Annotated in this window: 19 protein-coding genes and 2 pseudogenes; 11 read left to right on the top strand and 10 right to left on the bottom strand. The window is 72.4% G+C overall.

Features of this window, described 5'->3' with window-relative positions:
- The first annotated feature begins 141 nt into the window (after nt 1-141).
- Both purB and mug read left to right on the top strand, forming a co-directional pair.
- Nucleotides 142-1,584: an adenylosuccinate lyase gene (purB, locus tag ACKTSN_RS40520; protein WP_409473620.1), complete on the top strand. Its 1,443-nt coding sequence runs from the start codon at nt 142-144 to the stop codon at nt 1,582-1,584.
- Complete coding sequence (gene mug, locus ACKTSN_RS40515; RefSeq protein ID WP_409475039.1) at nt 1,581-2,162, top strand: G/U mismatch-specific DNA glycosylase; 582 nt, start codon at nt 1,581-1,583, stop codon at nt 2,160-2,162. Before purB ends, mug begins: the two co-directional genes overlap by 4 nt.
- Before the next feature lie 18 nt (nt 2,163-2,180).
- Here the strand turns inward: mug and ACKTSN_RS40510 are convergent, their stop codons facing one another.
- The 3 genes from ACKTSN_RS40510 to ACKTSN_RS40500 are packed head-to-tail and all read right to left on the bottom strand — an operon-like array spanning nt 2,181 to nt 4,184.
- Complete coding sequence (locus tag ACKTSN_RS40510; RefSeq protein ID WP_409473619.1) at nt 2,181-2,498, bottom strand: hypothetical protein; 318 nt, start codon at nt 2,496-2,498, stop codon at nt 2,181-2,183.
- 40 nt (nt 2,499-2,538) lie between these two features.
- Complete coding sequence (locus ACKTSN_RS40505) at nt 2,539-3,261, bottom strand: ABC transporter permease (RefSeq protein WP_409473618.1); 723 nt, start codon at nt 3,259-3,261, stop codon at nt 2,539-2,541.
- 2 nt (nt 3,262-3,263) lie between these two features.
- Nucleotides 3,264-4,184: an ABC transporter ATP-binding protein gene (locus ACKTSN_RS40500; RefSeq protein WP_409473617.1), complete on the bottom strand. Its 921-nt coding sequence runs from the start codon at nt 4,182-4,184 to the stop codon at nt 3,264-3,266.
- 108 nt (nt 4,185-4,292) lie between these two features.
- Here ACKTSN_RS40500 and ACKTSN_RS40495 point away from each other — a divergent pair, with 108 nt between their 5' ends.
- The 3 genes from ACKTSN_RS40495 (at nt 4,293) to ACKTSN_RS40485 (ending at nt 7,397) form a co-directional block, all read left to right on the top strand.
- The gene (locus ACKTSN_RS40495; protein WP_409473616.1) at nt 4,293-5,462 is read left to right on the top strand and encodes a sensor histidine kinase; all 1,170 of its coding nucleotides are present in this window, start codon (nt 4,293-4,295) and stop codon (nt 5,460-5,462) included.
- 14 nt (nt 5,463-5,476) lie between these two features.
- Nucleotides 5,477-6,139 (top strand): response regulator, encoded by a 663-nt coding sequence (locus tag ACKTSN_RS40490; RefSeq protein ID WP_385509034.1) that lies wholly within the window; start codon nt 5,477-5,479, stop codon nt 6,137-6,139.
- A 100-nt stretch (nt 6,140-6,239) separates the two neighbouring features.
- The gene (locus ACKTSN_RS40485; protein WP_409473615.1) at nt 6,240-7,397 is read left to right on the top strand and encodes an ROK family transcriptional regulator; all 1,158 of its coding nucleotides are present in this window, start codon (nt 6,240-6,242) and stop codon (nt 7,395-7,397) included.
- Nucleotides 7,398-7,472: 75 nt separating this feature from the next.
- Here ACKTSN_RS40485 and ACKTSN_RS40480 read toward each other — a convergent pair whose 3' ends face one another.
- Entirely contained in the window at nt 7,473-8,234 is a 762-nt protein-coding gene (locus tag ACKTSN_RS40480) for a GntR family transcriptional regulator (protein WP_409473614.1), read from the bottom strand.
- Nucleotides 8,235-8,440: 206 nt separating this feature from the next.
- Nucleotides 8,441-9,325, bottom strand: coding sequence for an RNA polymerase sigma-70 factor (locus tag ACKTSN_RS40475; protein WP_409473613.1), 885 nt, complete (start codon nt 9,323-9,325; stop codon nt 8,441-8,443).
- A gap of 170 nt (nt 9,326-9,495) precedes the next feature.
- Between ACKTSN_RS40475 and ACKTSN_RS40470 the strand changes: the two are divergent.
- The 3 genes and pseudogenes from ACKTSN_RS40470 to ACKTSN_RS40460 all read left to right on the top strand — a co-directional run bounded on the left by ACKTSN_RS40470 (nt 9,496) and on the right by ACKTSN_RS40460 (nt 13,641).
- Nucleotides 9,496-10,324, top strand: a pseudogene (locus ACKTSN_RS40470) (alpha/beta fold hydrolase).
- Between the two features lie 167 nt (nt 10,325-10,491).
- The gene (locus tag ACKTSN_RS40465; RefSeq protein WP_409473612.1) at nt 10,492-12,066 is read left to right on the top strand and encodes an alkaline phosphatase D family protein; all 1,575 of its coding nucleotides are present in this window, start codon (nt 10,492-10,494) and stop codon (nt 12,064-12,066) included.
- 147 nt (nt 12,067-12,213) lie between these two features.
- Nucleotides 12,214-13,641, top strand: a complete 1,428-nt coding sequence (locus ACKTSN_RS40460) for a GNAT family N-acetyltransferase (protein WP_409473611.1) — start codon at nt 12,214-12,216, stop codon at nt 13,639-13,641.
- Between the two features lie 64 nt (nt 13,642-13,705).
- Here ACKTSN_RS40460 and ACKTSN_RS40455 read toward each other — a convergent pair whose 3' ends face one another.
- Entirely contained in the window at nt 13,706-14,881 is a 1,176-nt protein-coding gene (locus ACKTSN_RS40455; protein WP_409473610.1) for a trans-sulfuration enzyme family protein, read from the bottom strand.
- A gap of 60 nt (nt 14,882-14,941) precedes the next feature.
- On the opposite strand from ACKTSN_RS40455, the gene ACKTSN_RS40450 reads away from it, so the two are divergent.
- Nucleotides 14,942-15,433 (top strand): Lrp/AsnC family transcriptional regulator, encoded by a 492-nt coding sequence (locus ACKTSN_RS40450; RefSeq protein ID WP_224737214.1) that lies wholly within the window; start codon nt 14,942-14,944, stop codon nt 15,431-15,433.
- Nucleotides 15,434-15,466: 33 nt separating this feature from the next.
- Nucleotides 15,467-17,158: a DUF885 domain-containing protein gene (locus ACKTSN_RS40445; RefSeq protein WP_409473609.1), complete on the top strand. Its 1,692-nt coding sequence runs from the start codon at nt 15,467-15,469 to the stop codon at nt 17,156-17,158.
- Here ACKTSN_RS40445 and ACKTSN_RS40440 read toward each other — a convergent pair.
- Nucleotides 17,159-18,041: pseudogene (locus ACKTSN_RS40440) on the bottom strand (SDR family oxidoreductase).
- Nucleotides 18,042-18,139: 98 nt separating this feature from the next.
- Nucleotides 18,140-18,658, bottom strand: coding sequence for a rhodanese-like domain-containing protein (locus ACKTSN_RS40435; RefSeq protein WP_409473608.1), 519 nt, complete (start codon nt 18,656-18,658; stop codon nt 18,140-18,142).
- Nucleotides 18,659-18,779: 121 nt separating this feature from the next.
- Here ACKTSN_RS40435 and ACKTSN_RS40430 point away from each other — a divergent pair, with 121 nt between their 5' ends.
- Nucleotides 18,780-19,226 carry an Lrp/AsnC family transcriptional regulator gene (locus ACKTSN_RS40430; RefSeq protein ID WP_129796659.1) on the top strand — a complete coding sequence of 149 codons (447 nt, stop codon included), beginning with the start codon at nt 18,780-18,782 and terminating at the stop codon, nt 19,224-19,226.
- A 2-nt stretch (nt 19,227-19,228) separates the two neighbouring features.
- On the opposite strand, the gene ACKTSN_RS40425 is transcribed toward ACKTSN_RS40430, so the two are convergent.
- Both ACKTSN_RS40425 and ACKTSN_RS40420 read right to left on the bottom strand, forming a co-directional pair.
- Nucleotides 19,229-22,222: an AAA family ATPase gene (locus ACKTSN_RS40425; RefSeq protein ID WP_409473607.1), complete on the bottom strand. Its 2,994-nt coding sequence runs from the start codon at nt 22,220-22,222 to the stop codon at nt 19,229-19,231.
- A gap of 28 nt (nt 22,223-22,250) precedes the next feature.
- The gene (locus tag ACKTSN_RS40420; RefSeq protein WP_409473606.1) at nt 22,251-23,414 is read right to left on the bottom strand and encodes an exonuclease SbcCD subunit D; all 1,164 of its coding nucleotides are present in this window, start codon (nt 23,412-23,414) and stop codon (nt 22,251-22,253) included.
- Between the last annotated feature and the right edge of the window lie 660 nt (nt 23,415-24,074).

The following is a 24,074-nucleotide window of genomic DNA, read 5'->3' as shown; positions in this document are numbered from 1 at the left end:
GAGCCCCTGGGGATGGGACGGGTAGGGGCGGCGGGGGCGAATACCTTCCGGCCGACTCCCGGGCGTGACCCGGATCTCGTAGGTTCCACCAAACGCATCCGTGGCGCTGGCCTGCACAAACCGCCAGTAGAATCCGTTTACGTGACTTCTGCGCCCGCCAAGCCCCGCATCCCGAACGTCCTCGCCGGACGCTACGCCTCCACCGAGCTCGCCACGCTCTGGTCGCCCGAGCAGAAGGTGAGGCTGGAGCGTCAGCTCTGGCTCGCCGTGCTGCGGGCCCAGAAGGACCTCGGGATCGAGGTGCCGGACGCGGCGATCGCCGACTACGAGCGCGTCCTCGACCAGGTCGACCTGGCCTCCATCGCCGAGCGCGAGAAAATCACGCGACACGACGTGAAGGCGCGGATCGAGGAGTTCAACGACCTCGCCGGCCACGAGCAGGTACACAAGGGCATGACGTCCCGCGACCTGACGGAGAACGTCGAGCAGCTGCAGATCCGGCTCTCGCTGGAACTGATGCGCGACCGCACGGTGGCCGTCCTCGCGCGCCTGGGCAAGCTGGCGGGTGAGTACGGCGAGCTGGTCATGGCCGGCCGCTCGCACAACGTCGCCGCGCAGGCCACGACCCTCGGCAAGCGGTTCGCGACCACGGCCGACGAGCTGCTCGTCGCGTACGGGCGGGTGGAGGAGCTGCTGGGCCGCTATCCGCTGCGCGGCATCAAGGGCCCGGTCGGCACGGCGCAGGACATGCTGGACCTGCTCGGCGGGGACGCGTCGAAGCTCGCGGAGCTGGAGCAGCGGATCGCCGACCACCTGGGCTTCTCCACGGCCTTCACGTCGGTCGGCCAGGTCTACCCGCGCTCGCTCGACTACGAGGTCGTCACCGCGCTGGTGCAGCTGGCGGCGGCGCCGTCCTCGCTGGCGAAGACGATCCGGCTGATGGCCGGGCACGAGCTGGTCACCGAGGGCTTCAAGCCGGGCCAGGTCGGCTCCTCCGCCATGCCGCACAAGATGAACACCCGCTCCTGCGAGCGCGTCAACGGCCTGATGGTGATCCTGCGCGGCTACGCCTCGATGACCGGCGAGCTGGCGGGCGACCAGTGGAACGAGGGTGACGTGTCCTGCTCGGTGGTGCGCCGCGTCGCGCTGCCGGACGCTTTCTTCTCGCTGGACGGGCTGCTGGAGACGTTCCTGACGGTGCTCGACGAGTTCGGCGCGTTCCCGTCGGTCGTGGCGCGCGAGCTGGACCGCTACCTGCCGTTCCTGGCGACGACGAAGGTGCTGATGGCCTCGGTGCGCGCGGGGGTCGGCCGTGAGGTCGCACACGAGGCGATCAAGGAGAACGCGGTGGCGTGTGCTCTGGCCATGCGCGAGCAGGGCGCCGAGCGCAACGAGCTGCTGGACAAGCTCGCGGACGACTCGCGCATCCCGCTCGGCCGTGTGCAGCTGGACGAGCTGATGGCCGACAAGCTGTCCTTCACGGGCGCCGCGGCCGACCAGGTCGGCACCGTCGTCGGCCGGATCGAGGAGCTCGTGAAGCAGCACCCGGAGGCCGCGGGCTACACGCCGGGAGCGATCCTCTGACGCGCTTCACCGCACAGGAGTTGGAGGCCGCTCGCGACCGCCTGGTACCGGACGTGGTCGCGGACGGCCTCCGCGTGCTGTTCTGCGGCATCAACCCGGGCCTGATGACCGCGGCGACGGGCCACCACTTCGCCCGCCCGGGCAACCGCTTCTGGCCGGTGCTGCATCTGTCCGGGTTCACGCCCCGGCTGATGAAGCCGTCGGAGCAGGGCGAGTTGCTGACGTACGGGCTCGGGATCACCAATGTGGTCGCGCGGGCGACGGCTCGGGCCGACGAGCTGAGCGCCGAGGAGTACCGCGAGGGCGGGCGCCTGCTGTCGCTGAAGGTGGCGCGGTTGCGACCGCGCTGGCTGGCGGTGGTGGGGGTCACCGCCTACCGGGCCGCGTTCGACGACCTCCCCCACTCTCGACTTCGCTCGAGCGGGGGGACCCCCATGGCCCAGGTGGGGCCGCAGGCCAGGACGATCGGGAACACGCGGGTGTGGGTACTGCCGAATCCCTCCGGGCTGAACGCGCATTGGACTGCGGCGACGATGGCGGAGGAGTTCGCGCGGTTGCGGGCGGCGGCGGAAGCCTGACGGTCCCGGTCGTGTTCGTCACGGCGGGTCGGTCGCGGTGACGACCGCGAGGAGCCGGGCGGTGTCCGACTCGTCCCGGTCGGCCACACCGACGGCGACCCAGCGGCCGGTGCCGCGCGCCTCCCACACGTACACATCGTCCATGAGAACGCTCACCGTCGCCCACGGCTCCGGTATCTCCTCACCCCGTTCGCCACGCACCTCAGGGTCACCGGCTCCTGACTCCGTCAGGTAGTAGCCCGGCCTCTCTCGTCCGACGTCCGACCAGCCGTGGGCCGCGGGCAGGGGACTCGCACACAGCCGGCCGATCGTCTCCAGGCACCGCACGATGTTCACGCCCCCAGTAAACCCGGGGCCACTGACAATTGGCGTCGCGTCAGGCGTCCCGGCGCCGCACGCTCCACGCGCCCGCCACCAGGGCCGCCGCCGTCCACAGGGCGGTCACGGCGAGGCCGGTCCACGGGCCGAGGGTGCCGTCCGAGGTCTCGTGGAACACCACCTGACCGGCCTTGTCGGGCAGGAGGTCGGCGACGGTGCCGGACATGTCGCCGATCACGAAGGACACGATGAGCAGGAACGGGATCAGCACGCTCAGCGTGGCCACGCCGCTGCGCAGCAGAGCGGTGAGTCCGGCCGCGAACAGCGCCATCAGCGTGAGGTAGACGGCACAGCCGACGACCGCGCGCAGCCCCTCGCTCCAGGAGAGACCGTCCGCCTCGTCCCCGAGCACGGCTCTGCCCACGCCCAGGCTCGCCGCGCCCGTGACGAGGCCGGCCGCGAGGACGGGGGCGGCGATCGCCACCGCCTTGGCCGCGAACCACCGCCCGCGCCGTGGCACCGCGGCGAACGTGACGCGCAGGGCACCGCCCTGGAACTCCGAGGAGACGGCCGTCGCGCCGAAGGCGATCGCGGCGATCTGCCCGAAACTGACGCCGAAGAATGCCGCGAACAGGGGGTCGAAGTCCGCGCCGCCGGTGTCCAGACCGCCGAGCGCCGAGAACAGGGTGGTGACGAGCAGGACGGCGCACAGGGCGCCGAGGAGCGACCGCAGCGTGCGGATCTTGATCCACTCGGCGCGGAGCACGGGCGTGAATTCCATGGTCAGGCCTCCTGGGGCTGTGCGGTGAACTCGGTCTCGGCCGCCGTCAGGTCGAGATAGGCCTGCTCCAACGTGCCCTCCTCCGCGGCCAGTTCGAGGATCGGCACGCCCGCGGCCGAGGCCATGCGCCCGATGTCGTCCACGCGCGCTTGGGGCACGGTCCAGTGCCCGTCCTCGTGCTCCACGGCGTCGTGACCGTGCCGGGCGAGGGCGTTTTTGAGGGCCGCGGGGTCCGTCGTGCGGATCCGCACGCGCGGCTGCACGCGCGCGTGGATGAACTCCCGCATCGGGGTGTCGGCCAGCAGGCGGCCCCGGCCGAGGACGACGAGGTGGTCGGCGAAGGACGCCGTCTCGTTCATGAGGTGGCTGGATACCAGGACCGTGCGCCCCTCCCCGGCGAGCCGGCGCATCAACTCCCGGATCCAGATGATGCCTTCGGGGTCGAGGCCGTTGGAGGGTTCGTCGAGCATGACCACCTCGGGGTCGCCGAGGAGGGCTGCGGCGATGCCGAGCCGCTGGCGCATGCCCAGGGAGTACGTCTTCACCCTGCGGCGCGCCACCGACGCGAGCCCCGTCTCCTCCAGCATCTCGTCGACGCGCCGGTTCGGGATGCGGTTGCTCGCCGCCAGGACGCGCAGGTGATCGCGGCCGGTGCGGGAGCCGTGCGCGGCCTGGGCGTCGAGCAACGCGCCCACGTGACGCAGGGGTTCGCGCAGGGTTGCGTAGGCGCGGCCGCCGATGGTGGCGGTGCCGGAGGTCGGCCGGTCGAGGTCGAGCACGAGCCGCATGGTGGTGGACTTGCCGGCGCCGTTGGGGCCGAGGAAGCCGGTGACGCGGCCGGGGAGGACGGTGAAGGTGAGGTCGTCCACGGCTCGCCGGATGCCGTACTCCTTGGTGAGGGCCTGGACTTCGATGCTGGTCATGCCGGCAGCCTGGCCGCTGGGGCGCAGGCGGTTCCTCCCCCGCGGGTGGAGATCGTCTCCCCCGTGCGGGGGAGGCTCGTTGTCAGTGGCGGCTGGCACGATGACGGAATGGTCCGCTGGCTGCGCCCGTTCGGCAGGGCGGTGACGTACACACGATTGCTGCATCTGTTCATCGCCATCGTGTGGCCGTCCATGTGGCTGTTCATCAAGGAGGCCTGGTGGACCTGGCTGGTGGCGGCCGCGGTGCTCGCCCCCGTCGGCCTGGTGCCCGCGATGCGCACCGCGGAGGGGATGCAGGCCAGGCTGCTGCTGACCGGTCACCGGCACGACAGTGAGGGCACCGACATCGTCGTCGCGCCGTCCGCCTCCTGGAGAGACCGGGGGCGGCTCGTGGTGTGGCTGGAGACGCGGCTGCTGCTCGGCTGCGCGACCTCGCTGTTCACCGTCCAACTGCTCCTCGCCTCGGTGGACTTGGTGTCGGCGGCGTTCGGCCGTGACGTCGAGGAGGGCGTGCTGCTGCTCCTCGACGGCCACGAGTGGTGGCACGTCCTGCTCGTGCCGCTGGCGCTGGTCACGCTGGCGGTGACCGTGGTCGCCTCGGGCCACCTCATCACCGCACTCGCCCACCGTCTCCTGGGCCCCTCCCCTGCCGAGCGCCTCGCCGCCATGGAGGAGCGCACCGAGCAGCTTCTGGAACGTACCCGCATCGCTCGCGAACTCCACGACTCCATCGGCCACGCCCTGACCGTGGCGGTGGTGCAGGCGGGTGCCGCGCGCGCGGCAGGCGACCCCGCCTTCACCGACCGGGCCCTGGATGCCATCGAGGAGACCGGCCGGGCGGCCCTGGAGGACCTGGATCGCGTCCTCGGCATCCTGCGTGAGTCGGAGCGGCCGGTCAGCAGCCGGCCGACGCTGACGGACGCGGACCGTCTGCTGGAGTCCGCGCGTGCCTCCGGTGCAAAGGTGGAGGTCGAGATGACGGGGCCGCTGGAGACCGTGCCCGGCCCGGTCTCCCGGGAGGGCTACCGCATCCTCCAGGAATCCCTGACCAACGTGCTGCGGCACGCGGGGTCCGTCGCCGTCCGGGTCCGCCTCGCCGTCGCGGGCGGCACCCTCACCCTCGAGGTGCGCAACCCGCTCACCGCCGACATACCGGGGCCCGGTCGGGGCAGCGGTCTGCGCGGCATACGGGAGCGCGCTGCCCTGCTGGGCGGCCGCGCGCGGACGGGGCCCGACGAAGGTGACTGGCAGGTGCGTGTGGAGCTGCCGCTCGGCTGATCTACGCTGGCCGGATGCCGGTCACCGTTCTCCTCGTCGACGACGAGCCCCTCGTACGGGCGGGCCTGCGGGCCGTGCTGGAGGCGCAGCCCGACATCGAGGTCGTCGGGGAGGCGGCCGACGGGGCCGCGGTGATTCCGTTGGTGCGGCAACTGCGGCCCGATGTGGTCGCCATGGACGTACGGATGCCGCTCCTGGACGGCATCGAGGCCACGCGCGCGGTGCTGCGGACGATCGACGAGCCGCCGAAGATCCTGGTGGTGACGACGTTCGAGAACGACGAGTACGTCTACGGGGCGCTGCGGGCCGGCGCCGACGGGTTTCTGCTGAAGCGGGCCCGGCCGGCCGAGATCGTGCACGCGGTGCGGCTGGTCGCCGAGGGCGAGTCGCTGCTGTTCCCTGCGTCGGTACGGCAACTGGCCGCGGAGTACGGCGAGGACGGCGGGAATCGTGCGGCTCGGGCGGTGCTGGAGCGGGCCCAGCTGACCGAACGGGAGGCGGAGGTGCTGCGCTTGATGACGCGCGGGCTGTCCAACGCGGAGATCGCCGGGCAGTTGGTCGTCGGTACGGAGACGGTGAAGTCGCACGTCAGCGCGGTGCTGGCGAAGCTGGGGGCGCGGGATCGCACACAGGCGGTCATCACGGCGTACGAGTCGGGGTTCGTGTCGCCGGGCTGACGGTGGCCGTCGCACCGGACCGCAGGCGTCCGCCTCTCGCCCGGCTCCCCCGCGCCGAGTACCATCCGGCCAACACGCGCACGAGCTGGGAGGACGGACGGTGGGGCGGCTGACCGGCGGGGATCCCTCGCTGTTGCGAAGGATCAATTCCGCGGTGGTGCTGCACGCGCTGCGTGCCACGGACTGCGCGACGCTGACGGAGATCACCCGGGTGACCGGGCTGTCCCGGCCCACCGTCGAGGGCGTCGTCGAAGGGCTCATCGAGGCCGGTCTCGTGGTGGAGAAGGCGGCCGAGGAGGGTGCCGCGCGGCGTCAGGGGCGGCCCGCGCGGAGGTTCCGGTTCCGGGCCGAGGCCGGTCATCTGCTGGGGCTGGAGATCGGGGCGCATCGCGTCGCCGCGCTCCTCGCCGACCTGGACGGGCGGGTGATCGGCGCGCAGGCCAAGGACGTCGACGAGACGGCGCACGCGGACGAGCGCCTGGAGCGGCTGCGCACCGCGGTCGCCGAGCTGCTGCGGCGGGCCGGGGTGGCGCGCGGATCGCTGCGGGCGGTGGGGGTGGCCACGCCCGGGATCGTCGAGGCGGACGGCACGGTACGGCTGGGTACGGCGCTGCCTGGGTGGACGGGGCTGCGTCTCGGGGAACGGCTGGGCCGCTCCTTCAAGTGCCCGGTCCTGCTGGAGAACGACGCCAACGCGGCGGCCGTTGCCGAGCACTGGAAGGGTTCCGCCACCGAGTCCGACGACGTCGTGTTCGTACTGGCGGGGTTGAGCCCCGGCGCCGGTTCGCTGATCGGCGGGCGGCTGCACCGCGGTTTCGGCGGGGCCGCCGGTGAGATCGGTGCGCTGCATCTGCTGGGCCGGGACGTCACCCCGGAGACGCTGCTGTCCACGACGGACGAGCCGCTGCATCCGCTGGACGAGCAGGCGGTCGCCCAGGTCTTCGCCCAGGCCCGCCAGGGCGATCAGCGGGCCCGGGCCGCCGTGGACCGCTTCATTCAGCGGCTGGTGCACGATGTCGCCGCGCTCGTGCTGGCCCTCGATCCGGAGCTGGTCGTCATCGGTGGCTGGGCGGCGGGACTGGACGGCGTACTGGACCCGCTGCGGCGCGAGCTGGCGCGCTACTGCCTGCGGCCGCCGAAGGTGACCCTGTCACTGCTCGGCGAGGCCGCGGTGGCGACAGGGGCGCTGCGACTGGCCCTGGACCATGTGGAGGAGCAGCTCTTCGCGGTCGAGAGCACAGTGACGGCACGCCACTGAAGCGCACGCCGACGGGCCCGGAAAACCCCGCGTACCCCCGGGCGCCTTCCGAGCGCGAGACGTCGGGACCGGCGGTCAGGATGCCCGACGCTGTGGGTCCTGGTGGATCTCCACGCCGCCCGAGTCCCCAAAGGTCAGTCGGCAGGTGTCCGCGCGGTAGGTGGCAACGGAGAGCGCGGCGGTGCGGCCCTCGGCGAAGTAGCGGGTGGTGACGACGAGTACAGGCGCGCCCGGCAGCCGGTCGAGTTCCTTCGCGTCGTCGGCCCGGGCCGAGCCCAGCTCCACGGCGCTGTCCTGGCCCTCCAGCTCCATGCGCTGCAGCTCACGCAGCAACGCACGCACGCGTGCCGGTCCTGCCGGGGCGTCGATGGCGGACAGCTCGGGCACGGACGACTCGGGAATGTACAGCAGCTCGGCGGCGACCGACTGGCCGTGTGTCATCCGGGTGCGGCGCACGATGTGCACGGGTTCGTCACGGCCGGTCTCCAGGGCGCCGGCGACCGCCGCCGGCGGCGCCGCCGTCGTGCAGTCGACGGCCTGCCAGGCATCGCCGGGCGCGCCCGGCCAGGCGTGCTGTTCGGTGCCGACGGCCACTCCCACGCGCGGCGGCGCGACGGTCGTACCGACGCCGCGGCGGCGTTGCAGCCGGCCTTCCAGTTCGAGCTGTTCCAGGGCCTGACGCAGCGTGGCGCGGGCGACGCCGAAGCGGGCGGCGAGGTCGCGCTCGTTGGGCAGGATCTCGCCCACGGAGAACTCGGAGTCCAGTGCCTCCGTGAGCACGGTCTTGAGGTGCCAGTACTTCGGTTCCGGCACCGATTCCAGCTGCGTGGTCCCCACCCTGTCCTCCGCAATCGCCGTGATCCGGCGGCGTTTTAGCGCCCTTGTTTATTAAAGGTTGTTGCACTTATCTGCGACCATAGGACGGCCCTCCCCCTTGGTCAAGACCAATCCTCGATCCCTTGGGCGCCGTACGGGCGGACCGACGTGAAGCATTCACGGGGCGTTCGTAAAACGCCGCATAGGTGGCATGGCGGCAACGGCGGCTACTCGCCGGCCAGCCTCCGCAGCTTGTCCGGGTTGCGGATGACGTAGACCGAATGGATGCGCCCGTCGAGGACGTCCAGCTGGAACACGGAGTCGGGCTCGCCCCCGGACAGGACCAGCACCGCGGGGCCGCCGTTGAGTTCCAGGAACCGGAAGGACGCCGCCGCAATGCCCTTGCGGGCGGCGCCGACAAGGAAGCGGCCCACGTTGTCGGCGCTCTGAAGCACCCGCAGGGGCGCCTTCGCCTTGCCGCCGCTGTCGCCGACGAGCCGGACGTCGGGGGCGAGCAGCGACATGAGGCCCTCGAGGTCCCCGTCCGCCGCGGCGGCGAGGAACCGCTCGGTGAGATCACGGCGCTGGACGGGGTCGACGTCGTAGCGCGGTCGGCGCTCGTCGACGTGCTTGCGGGCTCGGCCCGCCAACTGCCGTACGGCCGGCTCAGCCCGGTCGAGCATGGCGGCGATGTCCGCGTACGGGTATCCGAAGGCCTCCCGCAGGACGAACACGGCCCGCTCCAGCGGCGACAGCGACTCCAGGACGACGAGTACCGCGAGGGACACGGAGTCGGCCAGCATCACCCGCTCCGCGGCGTCCGGAACGGCGCCGCCGAACTCGGTGACATACGGCTCGGGCAGCCAGGGGCCGACATACGCCTCGTTACGCGCCTTGATCTGACGCAGCCGGTCGACGGCGAGGCGGGTGGTGACACGCACCAGGAACGCGCGCGGTACGCGCACTTCGGACCGGTCGGCGCCGGACCAGCGCAGCCAGGCCTCCTGCACCACGTCCTCCGCGTCGGCCACGCGGCCGAGCATGCGGTAGGCGACGCCCAGGAGGACGGCGCGGTGCTCTTCGAAGACCTCGGTGGCGGTGTCGGTGGTCACGCCCTCATCCCATCCGACGTGTCCGGTCGTGTCCAGGCGGATTCCGCGGGCGGGACTTCGCGGTCCGTACGGCTGAGCGGCTGACGGCGACCGTGGGCTACCCGACGGTAGCTATTGCTGACAAGGTGTCTACACCACGTCCGGCGCACGAGTCCTCGCCAAGGAGCTGTATGTCCGCCACCGTCTCCTTCAAGGTTCCCACCCCGCACGGCCCGCGGAGCGTATCCGTCTCCTACGCGCGCGGGCACCGGTGCACCGCTGCTCCTGCTGCACGGCATAGGTCACCACCGGCAGGTGTGGGACCCGGTGATCCCCGCCCTGGCGCCCGGGCGCGATGTGATCGCCGTGGATCTGCCGGGCTGCGGGGAATCCCCGGCGCTCCCGGCCGGGCTGACGCACGACCTGCCGTCGATGACCGCCGTACTCACCGCGCTGTGCGAGGCGCTGGATGTCGAACGGCCGCATGTGGCGGGCAATTCGCTGGGCGGTCTGCTGGCGTTGCAGCTCGGTCGCGACCGGCTCGTCCGGTCGGTCACGGCACTGTCCCCGGCCGGCTTCTGGTCGCCGGTCGAGCGGCGCTACGCCTTCGGTGTCCTGATGACGATGCGGCAGATCGCGCAGCGGATGCCGCTGCCCGTGGTCGAGCGGCTCGCCCGCCCGGCGCTCGGCCGTACGCTCCTGACGAGCACCATCTACGCCCGCCCGGCCCGCCGTTCCCCCGAGGCCGTGGTCGCGGAGACGCTCGCGCTGGCGCGTACCGAGGGCTTCTCGGAGACCCTGCGGACCGGAAGGGACGTGCAGTTCACCGATGACGTTCCGGGGATTCCGGTCACCGTGGCCTGGGGCAGCAGGGACCGGCTGCTCGTGCCCCGACAGGGCGTCCGCGCCAAGTACGTCATTCCCCGGGCCCGGCTGGTCCGGCTACCCGGCTGCGGTCACGTCCCGATGAACGACGACCCGGCGCTGGTCGCGCGGGTCCTGCTCGACGGCAGCCGCTGAGCGGAGACGGTCCGTCAGGAGGCTCTCCTGTTCTTGTGCCCCCGGTCGCCGCCGCTTTCCCGTGCGCCCACGGTCAGTTGTTCACTTGTGGTTTCCGTGTGCGCTGCGGCGCACCAGTAGTTGTGGCATCGCAACTGGCCGGAACCGTCCTGTCCTGGAGGCGCCCCATGTCACACCGTCCCTTCCCCACCCGCCGCAGCGTCCTGCGCGGCTCCCTCGCCGCGTCGGCGGCCCTGACCCTGCCCGTCGGCCTCGGCGCGGCGCCGGCCCTCGCCCGGTCGGGGCGCCCCTCGGCGGGCTGGGGCGTACAGACGGGCGACGTGACCGCGCACTCCGGGCTGGTGTGGGTACGGTCCGACCGGCCGGCCCGGATGATCGTCGAGACGTCTGCGACAGAGTCGTTCCGCAACCCGCGCAGATGGCAGGGCCCGCTGCTCGGCGCCGGCACGGACTTCACCGGCACGACCCGGCTGCGCGGACTGCCGTCCGGCGAGCAGATCCACTACCGCGTGCTGCTCGCCGACCCCGACGACCCGCGTCGCACCGGCGAGCCGGTCACCGGCACCTTCCGCACGGCGTCCGACCGGCGGCGCGACGGGGTGCGGTTCGTCTGGTCCGGCGATCTGGCCGGACAGGGCTGGGGCATCAACCCGGAGCTCGGCGGTTACCGGATCTACGACGCGATGGCCGCCCTCGACCCGGACTTCTTCATCTGCAGCGGTGACAACGTCTACGCCGACGGTCCGATCACCGAGACCGTGGCCCTGCCCGACGGGCGGATCTGGCGGAACGTCATCACCGAGGAGAAGTCCAAGGTCGCCGAGACGCTGGCGGAGTTCCGCGGCAACTTCCGCTACAACCTGCTGGACGAGAACCTGCGCGCCTTCAACGCCCAGGTGCCGTCCATCATCCAGTGGGACGACCATGAGGTCACCAACAACTGGTACCCGGGTGAGATCCTCACCGACACCCGGTACACCGAGAAGAACGTCGACGTGCTCGCCGCGCGCGCCCGGCAGGCGTTCTCGGAGTACTTCCCGATCTCGACGCTGCGCCGCCCCGACAGCCGGGTCCACCGGGTCCAGCACCACGGCCCGCTGCTCGATGTCTTCGTCCTGGACATGCGCACCTACCGCAACGCGAACTCCACGGACGACCAGACCACCGACCAGCAGGGCATCCTCGGCCGCGAGCAGTTGGAGTGGCTCAAGCGGGAGCTGTCCCGCTCCCGAGCGGTGTGGAAGGTGATCGCCTCCGACATGCCGCTCGGCCTGGTCGTGCCGGACACCGGGGACGGCAGACCGAACATCGAGGCGGTCGCGCAGGGCGACCCCGGGGCGCCGCTCGGCCGTGAGCTGCAGATCGCCGAGCTGCTGCGGTTCGTCAAGCACCGGCGGATCACGGGCACGGTGTGGCTGACCGCCGATGTGCACTACACCTCGGCGCAGCACTACCAGCCGTCGCGGGCAGCCTTCACCGACTTCGAGCCGTTCTGGGAGTTCGTCTCGGGCCCGCTCAACGCGGGCACCTTCCCCGCCAACACGCTCGACAACACCTTCGGCCCGGAGCGGGTGTTCGTGAAGGCGCCGGCCACGGCCAACGTCTCACCGGCCGGGGGCTATCAGTTCTTCGGCGAGGTGGACATCGACGGCCACAGCGGGGAGATGACGGTGCGGCTGCGCGAGCAGGACGGCACCGTGCTGTTCACGCAGGTGCTGCAGCCGGGCCGCGTCGGCCAGTAGATTCGGTACACGCGGCCGATGTCACCTCGTTGACACCTCTGACGCAACACACTCGCAAAAAGAACTGCAAAACGGACAGAACCATGCTTTACCGAGCAGTCACAAAGCGTTCGTGATCACGCAACACCTTTCCTTCACAGTGGCTGCATGAGTCGAGACATCTCTGATGTGACGCGTGCAAAAAACGGGCGTCCTGTGCACCACTGGCGACGGGACGTCGTCGAACTCGCCGCCCTCTTCACCGCCGTCGCGGTGGCCGATGCCGTGGCGAACCTGATCGGGCACGGACCCGACGGTCCGGCGCTGCTGGTGATCTCGGCGGTCGTCCTGCTCGCCACGGCCGCCTTCCACATCTGGTGGGCACGGCGCCACGGTCACGCTCCTCCGAAGAGCGATACCGGCGCCCGGCCGCGCTCCCCGGAGCAGCAGGCCGGGCCGTCCGCGAGCCCTGAGTCCGAGGCCGGGGAGGACACGCTGTGGCGGATGCGGACGACGGTGAAGGACGAACCGGGCTCGCTGGCCGCGCTGTGCACGGCCCTCGCCGGGCACCGGGTCGACATTCTGAGCCTGCAGACGCATCCGCTGGGCGACGGCACGGTCGACGAGTTCCTGCTGCGGGCTCCCGCAGAGCTCGCGGCGTCCGAGATCACCCGGGCGGTCTCGCGGGCGGGCGGTACGGACACCTGGATCGAGCGGGCCGACGCCCACGACCTGGTGGACGCGCCGACCCGGATCCTCGGCCTTGCCACCCGCACCGCGCTGGACGGCGCCGAACTGCCGTTGGCGCTACGGCAGTTGCTCGGCCGGTGCACCATCCGTTCGCTGCCCGCCCCGGCAGGGGGCGACCACGGGACGGACGGCATTGCGGTGGAGGGAGCCCTGGAGGACACCGCGATGCGGCTGCGCGCACCGGAAGGCGGAGTGATCACCGTCGAGCGGCCGTATCTGCCGTTCACACCGACCGAGTTCGCGCGGGCGCGGGCGCTGGTGGAGCTGGACGCCCGGCTCGGGCCGCGCATCCCGCGCAGCCAGGACGTGCTGACGCTGCCGCAGGGCAGTGCCATCACGGTGCGCCGGGCCGACACGAGCGACCTCGAGGCCGCGAAGGAGATGCACGAGCGGTGCTCGAAGAGGACGCTCGCGATGCGGTACCACGGTCCGGTCGGTGACGCGGACCGCTACCTCAACCATCTGCTCAGCCCGCGCTTCGGCCGGACGCTCGCCGTACAGACCGCGTCGGGCCACATCATCGGGCTCGGTCATCTGCTGTGGGACGGGGACGAGACGGAGGTCGCGCTGCTCGTCGAGGACGAGTGGCAGCGGCGCGGCATCGGCGGCGAGCTGCTCGGCCGCCTGGTGACGATGGCGGTGGAGGCGGGCTGCGAGAGCGTGTACGCCGTGACGCGGTCGTCCAACACCGGCATGGTCGCCGCGATGCGCGGACTGGGCCTGCCGCTGGACTACCAGATCGAGGAGGGCACGTTGGTGATCACGGCCCGACTGGACGCGACGCCGGTCAGCTCGCGACTGCCGTACGACCACGACGAGGCCGGACAGCCCAGCGTGCGGGACTGACCCCTGCCACCTCCGCAAGGAACGGCCCGGTGGTGAACACCGGGCCGTTTGCGCGTGCCCCGGATCAGCCGCGCGCTGCCGCGGTTCGCTGCTGCGGCGGCGACACCCGTTCCCCCAGGGCGCGGTCCAGGTCGGCCCACAGGTCGTCGACGTCCTCCAGGCCCACCGACATCCGCAGCAGCCGGTCGCTGACGCCGGCGCCCCGGCGGTCGTCCGCGTCGACGATGCGATGGCTGATGGACGCCGGGTGCTGGATGAGGGTGTCGACGCTGCCGAGGCTCACGGCGGGAGTGATCAGCCGGACGCCGCCGATGACCGCGTGCGGGTCGCCGGTCACCTCGAAGGCGATCATCGCGCCGCCGATGCGGGGATAGTGGACGCGGGCGACGCGCGGGTCGGCGGCGAGGCGGCGGGCGAGCTCGGCGGCGTTCGCCGACGCGGCCCGCACCCGGACCGGAAGGGTCGAAAGGCCGCGCAGCAGCAGATAGCCGGCCAGCGGATGCAGCACCCCGCCGGTGGCGAACCGCACCTGCCGCAGCCGCCGGGCGAACTCCTCGTCGCAGGCGACCACACCGGCCATGACGTCCCCGTGCCCGCCGAGGTACTTGGTGGCACTGTGCAGCACCAGCCGTGCGCCCTGCTCGGCGGGACGCTGCAGCACCGGCGTGGCGAAGGTGTTGTCGGCCAGCAGCGGGACGGAACCGCAGGCGTGGGCGACGGCCCGCAGGTCGAGTTCGGCGAGGGTGGGGTTCGCCGGGGACTCCACCATGACCAGCCCGGTGTCGGGGCGCAGCGCGTCCGCGATGCCGGCCGGGTCGGTCCAGGTGACCTCGCTGCCGAGGAGTCCGGCGGTGAGCAGGTGGTCGCTGCAGCCGTACAGCGGGCGTACGGCCACGACGTGGCGCAGCCCCATGGACCCCCGTACGAGAAGGACGGCGCTCAGCGCGGCCATGCCGCTGGCGAACGCCACGGCCGACTCGGTGCCTTCGAGGCGGGCCAGGGCGGTCTCGAAGCGGGCGACGGTGGGGTTGCCGAGCCGGGCGTAGACGGGCGCGCCGTCCGGTTCCGCGCCGGTGGCGGCGAAGGCGTCGATGCGGGCGGCCTCGCCGCGGCTGTCGTACGAGGGATAGGTGGTGGACAGGTCGATCGGCGGGGCGTGCAGTCCCTGACGGGCGAGGTCGTCGCGGCCGGCGTGCACGGCCTCGGTGGCCAGTGCTCTCGATGCGATGGGCGTGTCCATGGAGGGAAGGGTGAACACTGACCGGGTCGCTTGCCGCAGAGGCCGTGATATGTTCGACAGATGGCCGAATCTGTCGTACTGGATCCGGTGGATCTCGATCTGCTGCGGCTGTTGCAGAACGACGCCCGGACGACCTACCGCGATCTCGCCGCCCAGGTCGGGGTCGCCCCGTCGACCTGCCTGGACCGGGTGACCAGGCTGCGCCGCGCGGGCGTGATCCTCGGCCATCAGCTGCGGCTGGATCCGGCCAAGCTGGGGCGTGGGCTGCAGGCACTGCTGTCGGTGCAGGTCAGGCCGCATCGGCGGGAGTTGGTGGGACCGTTCGTGGAGCGGATCCGGGCGCTGCCGGAGTCGCTGACCGTCTTCCACCTCACCGGTCCCGACGACTATCTCGTCCATGTCGCGGTCGCGGACATGGCGGATCTGCAGCGGCTGGTCCTGGACGAGTTCACGTCCCGGCGTGAAGTCGCCCGCGTGGAGACCCGGCTGATTTTCCAACAGTGGGACTGCGGCCCGCTGTTGCCGCCTTCGCCGTCGGCTCAATCCGGGTGACGCGCGGCGGCACCTCGTATGAGGATGGTCCGCATGTCACAGACCAACAGCCCGCTGCCCCGTGAGGTAGCCGACGCCTACGTCGACGAGCTCATCGCCCTCGATCCGATCACCGGTACCTATCTCGGCGTGCAGGAGAGTTCGAGCCGCCTGCCCGACACCTCGCCCGCGGGCCAGGAGGCGCTCGCGGAGTTGGCGCGCAGGACGCTCGCGCGGCTCGACGAGGCCGAAGGCCGACCCGGCGCGGACAGTGACATCGAGCGCCGGTGCGCACGCCTGCTGCGCGAGCGGCTCACCGCCGAGCTTGCCGTGCACGAGGCCGACGAGGGGCTGCGCCGGGTCGGCAACCTGGGCACGCCTGTGCACTCGGTGCGCGAGGTGTTCACCGTGACCCCGGCGGAGACGGAGGAGGACTGGGCGGCCATCGCCGAGCGGCTGCGGGCGGTGCCGGCCGCGCTGGCCGGCTACCGCGAGTCCCTCGCGCTCGGTCTGGAACGCAAGCTGTACGCGGCTCCCCGGCCGACGGCGACCCTGGTCGAGCAGCTCACCGAGTGGTCGGACACAGACGGCACCGGCCGCGGCTGGTTCGAGGACTTCGCCTCGGCCGGCCCCGAGTCGCTGCGCACGGAGCTGGACGACGCCGCCCACGCCGCGACAGCGGCCGTCGTGGAGCTGCGGGACTGGACGCGCGACGTGTACACACCGACGATCGAGGGCGCACCGAACACCGTGGGCCGGGAGCGCTACGCCCGCTGGTCGCGCTACTTCAACGGCACCGACCTCGACCTGGACGAGGCGTATGCGTACGGCTGGGCCGAGTTCCACCGCATCCTCGCGGAGATGAAGCAGGAGGCCGAGAAGATCCTGCCCGGCGCGAAGACGCCGTGGGTGGCGCTCGCGCACCTCGACGAGCACGGCCGGCACATCGAGGGCGTCGACGAGGTCCGGCAGTGGCTGCAGGACCTGATGGACCAGGCGATCGAGGCGCTGGACGGCACGCACTTCGAACTCGCCGAGCGGGTCCGGAAGGTGGAGTCGTGCATCGCCCCGCCCGGCAGCGCGGCCGCCCCCTACTACACGCCCCCGTCGGAGGACTTCTCGCGTCCGGGCCGCACCTGGCTGCCGACCATGGGCCAGACCCGCTTCCCGGTGTACGACCTCGTCTCGACCTGGTACCACGAGGGCGTCCCCGGCCATCACCTCCAGCTCGCCCAGTGGACGCATGTCGCCGGAAACCTCTCCCGCTACCAGGCCACGATCGGCGGGGTCAGCGCCAACGCCGAGGGCTGGGCGCTGTACGCGGAGCGCCTGATGGACGAGCTGGGCTTCCTCACCGACGCGGAGCAGCGGCTCGGCTACCTCGACGCGCAGATGATGCGGGCCGCGCGGGTCATCATGGACATCGGTATGCACCTGGAGCTGGAGATTCCGGCGGACTCACCCTTCCACCCGGGTGAGCGCTGGACCCCCGAGCTGGCCCAGGAGTTCTTCGGCGCGCACAGCAGCCGGCCGGCGGACTTCGTGGAGAGCGAGCTGACCCGCTATCTCACGATCCCCGGCCAGGCGATCGGCTACAAGCTCGGTGAACGCGCCTGGCTGCTGGGCCGCGAGAACGCCCGCAAGCGGCACGGTGACGCCTTCGACCTCAAGGCCTGGCACATGGCGGCCCTCTCCCAGGGCTCCCTGGGCCTGGACGACCTGGTGGACGAGCTGTCCGCCCTCTGATCAGCGCCGGAATCCGCCCTCGGAGTCGATGACCTGACCGGTGATCCACGCCGCCTCGTCCGTCGCCAGCCAGGCGATGAGACGGGCCGGGTCGTCGGGCATGCCCCACCGCCCGGCGGGGAACCGCTCGGCCACGGCCGCGTGGGCCTCGCCGGTCAGGTAGTCCGTGTCCACGGGGCCGGGGTTGACGGTGTTCACCGTGACCGCCTGCTCGGCGAGCGTCGTCGACAGGGAGCGGGTGATCGAGGCGAGGGCACCCTTCTGGAGGGCGTAGGCGATCTCACCGGGCATCCCGCCCGCGATGTCCTGCCCCGAGGTCATCATCACCACGCGCCCGCCCGGCGTACGCGGCGGCAGCCCGGCCCGCAGCCGCGCATACTCCTGCACCAGCAGCAGGACCGAGCGGGTGTCGACCGCCCAGTGGGCGTCGAGCATCGTGGCGTCGATCGTGTCCAGGGTGCCGTCCGAGCCGCTCAGGGCGTGATTGGCGACGAGGACGTCGAGCCGTCCGCCGAGCTCCCCCACGCTCGAACAAAGCTCGCGCGGGGGCACCCCCATCGGCGGCGGTGGCGATCAGCTCGGCGGGCGCGCCCGGGTCGGAGAGGTCGCCGGGCCCGGCGACGACCCGGGCGTCCGGGTCGCCGAGCGCCCCGCGCACGGAGGCGACCACGTCCTCCGGCCGGTCGGCGCCCCAGGGCATGGCGGCGTCGTGCGGCACATGGTGGTGCAGATAGACGCTTGCCCCGTACGCGGCCAGCCGCCGGGCCACGGCATGCCCGATGCCGCCTCGTCGGCTCGCCCCGGTGACAAGCGCGGTCCGGCCGTGCAGGGGCAGGGGGTCGCGGCGCAGCTCTTCGGGGGCGGGGTGCGGAAGTTTCGGCATGACGACCATGCTCGGGAAGCTGCGGGCGGGGCGCACATGAATTTCCGCACCGGGCGTGTGGCGTCAGCCGCCGCAGTCCTCCCCCTGCACAGGAACCGTCAGCACCCGCAGTCCTCCGCGTCGACCGGCGCCGATGGGGGCGCCCCCGCGCGAGCTTTGTTCGAGCGTGGGGGAGGGTCGGCGGGGCGTCGCTCGCGGCCCTGCCAGGTCTCGTACTCGAAGCCCTCGCGTACCCAGTACTCGAAGCCGCCGAGCATCTCCTTGACCTGGTAGCCGAGTTCGGCGAGGGCGAGGGCGGCACGGGTGGCGCCGTTGCAGCCGGGGCCCCAGCAGTACGTCACGACCGGCACCGACCGGTCGAGGAGCTGCTCGGCCTGCTCCGGGACGAGCGCGGTCGGCAGGTGGATCGCGCCGGGGACATGGCCCTGGTCCCAGGACTCGGTGGAGCGGGAGTCCACGACGACGAAGCCCGCTTCGCCGCCGGCCGCGAGCGCGGCGGCCACGTCGGAGACATCGGCGTGGAAGGTGAGGCTTGCGCGGAAGTAGGCGGCGGCCGCGGCCGGTGCGGCGGGGGCGACCCGCAGGACGGGGTTGACGGCGGTCGTGCTGCTGCTCATCTCTGGCCTTCCGTTGCGAGCTTCGTCGACCGGAAATCTACGCCTGGTGATCCCCTTCCTTAAGGAGCGATCCACGGCGTTCCCCTTGATCAGCCGGGGTTTCCCCTGCTATCCATCGGGGATGACCGCGTTTTCCCCGGACGCCACCGACTGGCGCATCCTCGATGTCCTGCAGCGGGAGGGCCGGGCCAGTTTCGCCGAGCTGGCGCGTGCCGTCTCGATGTCCGCGAGCGCGGTCACGGAACGGGTGCGGCGCCTGGAGGAGGCGGGGGTCATCCAGGGGTACGCGGCCGTCGTGGACCCCGAGCGGCTGGGACTGCCGGTCCTGGCGTTCGTGCGACTGCGCTATCCGAACGGCAACTACAAGCCGTTCCACGACCTCGTCGCGGCGACCCCCGAGATCCTGGAGGCGCACCATGTGACGGGCGACGACTGCTTCGTCATCAAGGTCGCCGCGCGCTCGATGCGCCATCTGGAAGAGGTGTCCGGCAAGATCGGCGCACTGGGCTCGGTGACCACGAGCGTGGTCTACTCGTCCCCCCTGCCGCGCCGCCCGTTGGGACGGTGAGCTCAGCCGACGCCCCGCTGCCGCAGCACCGACCCCGATCTGCCCTTCACCACCTCCAACTGGGCATGGATGCGCCGCCGCAGATCGGGGACATGGCTGACGATGCCGACGCTGCGGTCCCGCTCGCGCAGGGAGTCGAGGACGTCCAGGACCTCATCCAGCGTCTGGTCGTCGAGGCTGCCGAAGCCCTCGTCGATGAACAGGGTGTCGAGCCGGACCCCGCCCGCCTCGTCGGTGACGACGTCCGCGAGACCGAGGGCGAGCGCGAGCGACGCGAAGAACGTCTCGCCGCCCGACAGGGTCGCCGTGTCCCGCTCACGCCCGGTCCAGGCGTCGACGACGTGCAGCCCGAGGCCGCTGCGGCCGCGGCCGGTGCGGTCGTCGGAGTGGACCAGGGTGTAGCGGCCGGAGGACATGCGTTGCAGTCGTACGGTCGCGGCGGCGGCCACCTGTTCCAGGCGGGCCGCGAGGACGTACGACTCCAGGCGCATCTTGCGCTCGTTCTCGGCGGAGGTGCCGGCCGCGAGCCCGGCCAGCCGGGCCACCCGGTCGTACTCCTCGCGCAGCGGCCCCAGCCGTCGTACCCCGGCGGCGGCCCGCGCGGAGAGCCGGTCGAGTTCGCTGCAGCGGCGGGCGGCGGCGTCGCATGCGGAGGCCGCGTCACGCATCCGCTGGGCCGCCACCGCTGAGGTGCGCTCGGCCGTGGCGAGGTCGGCGCGCGGCTGCCGGGCGGCGGCCGCGGTGTCGGCCTCGGCCAGGACCGCGCGCACGGCGGCCTCCTCGGACTGCCAGGCGTCGAGCCGTCGTTGCAGCTCACGGTGCGCGGTGTCGTCCAGCAGGGCGGCGGCCGCGGCCTGCGGGGTGTCGAAGCCGGCGCGGAAGGCGGCGTCGGCGAGCCGGGCGTCGGCGTCCTTGAGCCGCTGGGCCGTGTCCTCGGCGACGCGGGCCGCGTCGGCCGCCTCGGTGAGCCGGGCCACCTGCAGCTCCAGTTGCGCGGCGCGCGCGGCCACACTGCCCGAGGAGCCCCGCGCCTGTGTCAACTCCCCTTCCAGGGACGCCTTTTCACGGTCCAGAGCCTCCCGGCGGGCCAGCCGGGAGGCGGCGCGCAGCTCTGCCTGTCGCCGGGCGGTGGTCCGCCGCTCGTGTTCGTGCTCGGCGCGGCGCAGCTCCTCGCGCGCGGCGTGCAGCCCGGACGCGTCCCGGCGGGCCTGTGCGAAGAGCCGCTCCAATTCCTCGGCCTCGCCAGCGAGTTGATCCGTCGGGGCGTCGCCCGCTTCGGCGGTCGCGGCGGCGAGGGCCTCTCGTACGAGGGCGAGACGCCGCTCGTCCTCGGTGTGCGCTTCCTCCGCACGCTGGTAGGCGGTCAGCGCCCGCTCCTCCGCCTCGCGGTCCACGTGCCCGGCGATCTTCCGCGCGGGGGCGGGGTGTTCGGTGGCGCCGCAGACGGCACAGGGCTCGCCGTCCTCGAGGTTCGCGGCGAGTTCGGCGGCGATGCCGTTGAGACGCTGTTCCTTCAGGTCGAGCCAGTGCGCCCGGGCCCGCAGCGCACGCTCTCCCGAGGCAAGGGCCTGCTGCTGGGCCCGCTCCGTGTCCCCGGCCAGTTGGTCGCGCAGCCGCGCGGCGCCGAGCCGCTGCTGCACGGGCTCGCGCTGCACGGCGAGCTGCTCGGCCCTGGAGACGGCCTCCAGCGCGGAGTCGATGCGCGCCTGCAGCCCGACCCGGGTCGTCTCCCACTCGGCCAGCCAGGCCTCCGCCTCCCGGAGGGCGTCCTCGTCGGCGCGCTCCTGGCGGCCGAGGTCGGCGCGCTCCTCACTGAGTGCGGCCAGGCGCTGCTCGGCGCGGCGGGCGGATTCGAGGCCGCCCAGCTCCTCGGCGGTCCGGCGCGCGGCGGCCGCGAGCCCGACCGCGCCCGCTTCGGCGAAGCCGTCCGGCAGCGCGGCACGCGCGCGTGCCTCGGCCGTCGCCGCCTGCCGGTGTTCGGCACCGGCGGACTCCCGCAGCTCCAGGGCGGGCGCCACCGCCTCGGCCTTGCGGCCCCGCTCCATGCGCTGCCGGTCCGCCCGGTGGGCCTCGCTTCTCTCCTCCAGCAGCCGGGCCCGCTCCTGGGCCTGTGCGAACCGCTTCTGCAATCGGTCCACTTCGCGTACGCCGTCGAGCGCGCGGTCGGCGGCGGCCTGGGCGGCCTCGGCGGCGGCGAGGCCGCACCGCGCGACGGTCAGCTGCTCGCGGGCGGTGCTGCGGGCGACGGCGGCGGCGGTCAGAACGGCCTCGGCCAGGCCGGGATCGCCGGGCGCCAGCTCGGGCAGCTCCATGGAGTCGGCCGCGGCCTGCTGCATGCGGTGCGCCTCGGCCAGCAGCGCCGCGTCCCCGTCGCGCACCCCGGCCTCGGTCGCACGCCGGCGCTCGGCGAGCCGCTTCTCGACCTCCGCGAAACGGTGGGTGTCGAAGAGGCGGCCCAGCAGCCTCCCGCGGGCCTCGGCGTCGGCGCGCAGGAAGCGTGCGAAGTCGCCCTGGGGCAGCAGGACGACCTGGCAGAACTGCTCGCGGCTCATGCCGAGCAGCTGGGTGATCTCCTCGCCGATCTCCTGGTGGGAGCGGCTGAGGTCCTTCCGGCTGCCGGCCGTGGCGTCGTACTCGCGCAGCCAGGTCTGCGCCTTGTCCAGTGTGGTGCCGGTGCCGCGCTTCTTGGGGCGCTCCCACGGCGGCTGCCGGGTGATCTCCAACCGGCGCCCGGCGACGGTCAGTTCGAGGGTGACCGACGTGCGCGTGGCGGCTGCGGCGTGGTCGCTGCGCAGGGTCGCGCCCTGGCCGTTCTGCCGGGCGCCGGGTACGGAGCCGTAGAGCGCGTAGCACACGGCGTCCAGGACGGACGTCTTGCCGGCGCCGGTCGGTCCGTGCAGCAGGAAGAGTCCCGCGGCCGACAGTTCGTCGAAGTCGATGGTCTGGGTGCCGCCGAAGGGGCCGAAGGCGGTGATGTCCAGCCGGTGCAGCCTCATCGGGCCCCCTCCACCATGATGTACGGCATCACCGCGCCACCTCCCGCACGGCCTGGTCCGCGCGCACCGCGTCGAACGCGTCGCGCAGTACGGCCTGTTCGTCCGCGTCGGGCCCCGCGCCGCGCACATGGGCCACGAAGTCCTCCGCGATCTGCTGGTCGCTGCGGTCCGCGAGGCGCCGGGCGTAGGACACCTCGGGCTCGTCGGCGGCCCGCTCGGGGTCGAAGACGAGGCTGAGGGTGTGCGGGAACCGCTCGGTGAGGCGGGCCATGGGGTCGGCCGGGCGGACCGGGTCGGTGAGCGTCGCCTCGACCCAGGCCGCCTCGTGCGGCGCGAGCGCCGGATCGGCGAGCAGCTCTTCCAGCCGGCCCCGGATCCGGGCGAGCGGGCGCGGCACCGGGCAGTCGACGCGCTCGGCGGCGACCGAGCCGTCGGCGTCGAGGTCGACGAGCCACATGCTCTTGCGGTGCGCGGTCTCCGAGAAGGAGTACGCCAGCGGGGAGCCGGAGTAGCGCACGCGCTCGGTGAGGGTCTGGCAGCCGTGCAGATGCCCGAGCGCCACATAGTCCACGCCGTCGAAGACGGCCGCCGGCACCGACGCCACACCGCCGACGGTGATGTCCCGCTCGCTGTCACTGGCCTCGCCGCCGGTGACGAAGGCGTGCGCGAGGACGACGGACCGCGTGCCGGGTGCGCGCGTGGCGAGGTCGGCGCGGACCCGGTCCATGGCAGCGGCGAGCACGGCTTCGTGCCCCGGCTTCTCCACCCCGAACTCGTCCTTCACCAGGGCGGGTTCGAGGTAGGGCAGGCCGTAGAACGCCACGTCTCCGTGCTCGTCCGCCAGGATCACCGGCATCCCGGCCGCGGAGGGATCGGTGCACAGGTGGATGCCGGCCCGCCCGATCAGCCCGGCACCGACCCCGAGACGGCGGGCGGAGTCGTGGTTCCCGGAGATCATCACCGTCGGCACACCGAGGTCGGCGAGCCGGTGCAGGGCGTCGTCGAACAGCTCCACCGCGGCCAGCGGCGGTACGGCCCGGTCGTACACGTCTCCCGACACGACGACCGCGTCCACGTCGTGCTCACGCACGGTCGTGACGAGGTGGCCGATGAACTCGGCCTGGGCGCCGAGCATGCTCACCCGGTGGAACGCCCGGCCGAGATGCCAGTCGGAAGTGTGCAGCACTTTCATGAAATCGCCCTGACCTGCATGTTTACCCCTACTGCGCCTCTAAAACCAGCACGAACCAGCACGGGGCTCGCCGTCAAAACACCCGCCACGCTAACGCATATCACCCCCCTGATCCGCCACTCACCTCAGATCACCCTCGTAATTGAAAGTCCTGGAAGATGCCCGTTCCGTCGGCCCGCTGCAGGAGCGCGCTGCGATCCTCGGCCACCCCGGAGGGCGACCGCCAGGTGGTGCGGAGCACGCTCAACGCCCACAGGGCGGTGTGGAGGGAAACCGCCGCGTGGCACAACTGCCCGATCTCGGCGGCCCGGAAAGCAACCGCCGCGCTCTCGCCACAGGCACGCCGGCCTCCAACTCTCCGTTGCGATCCTCGGTCCGCCCCGAAGGGCGACCGCCACCAGGGAAGACGACGGGCCTACGAGTGGTGCTGCGTAGTTGCGGTCCTCGGCCGCCCCAGAGGGCGCGACCGCCACTGGCGCGGAGCACGCTCAAGGCCCACAGGGAGGTGCGGAGGGCAACCGCCACATGACCCAACTGCCCGACGCTGGCGCGGTGTTCGTGTTGCGATCCTCGGCCGCCCCGAAGAGCAACCGCTACCCTGCCCCCCGCTCAGGTAAAGTGGCACCTCCTCCATGTTGCGAGCCTCGGTCACCCCGGAAG

It is taken from the genome of Streptomyces flavusporus, from assembly GCF_046267975.1.
Taxonomy (GTDB): Bacteria; Actinomycetota; Actinomycetes; order Streptomycetales; family Streptomycetaceae; genus Streptomyces; species Streptomyces flavusporus.
The sequence above is the reverse complement of the archived record's forward strand: the minus strand, read 5'-3'. Positions and strand labels throughout refer to the sequence as shown.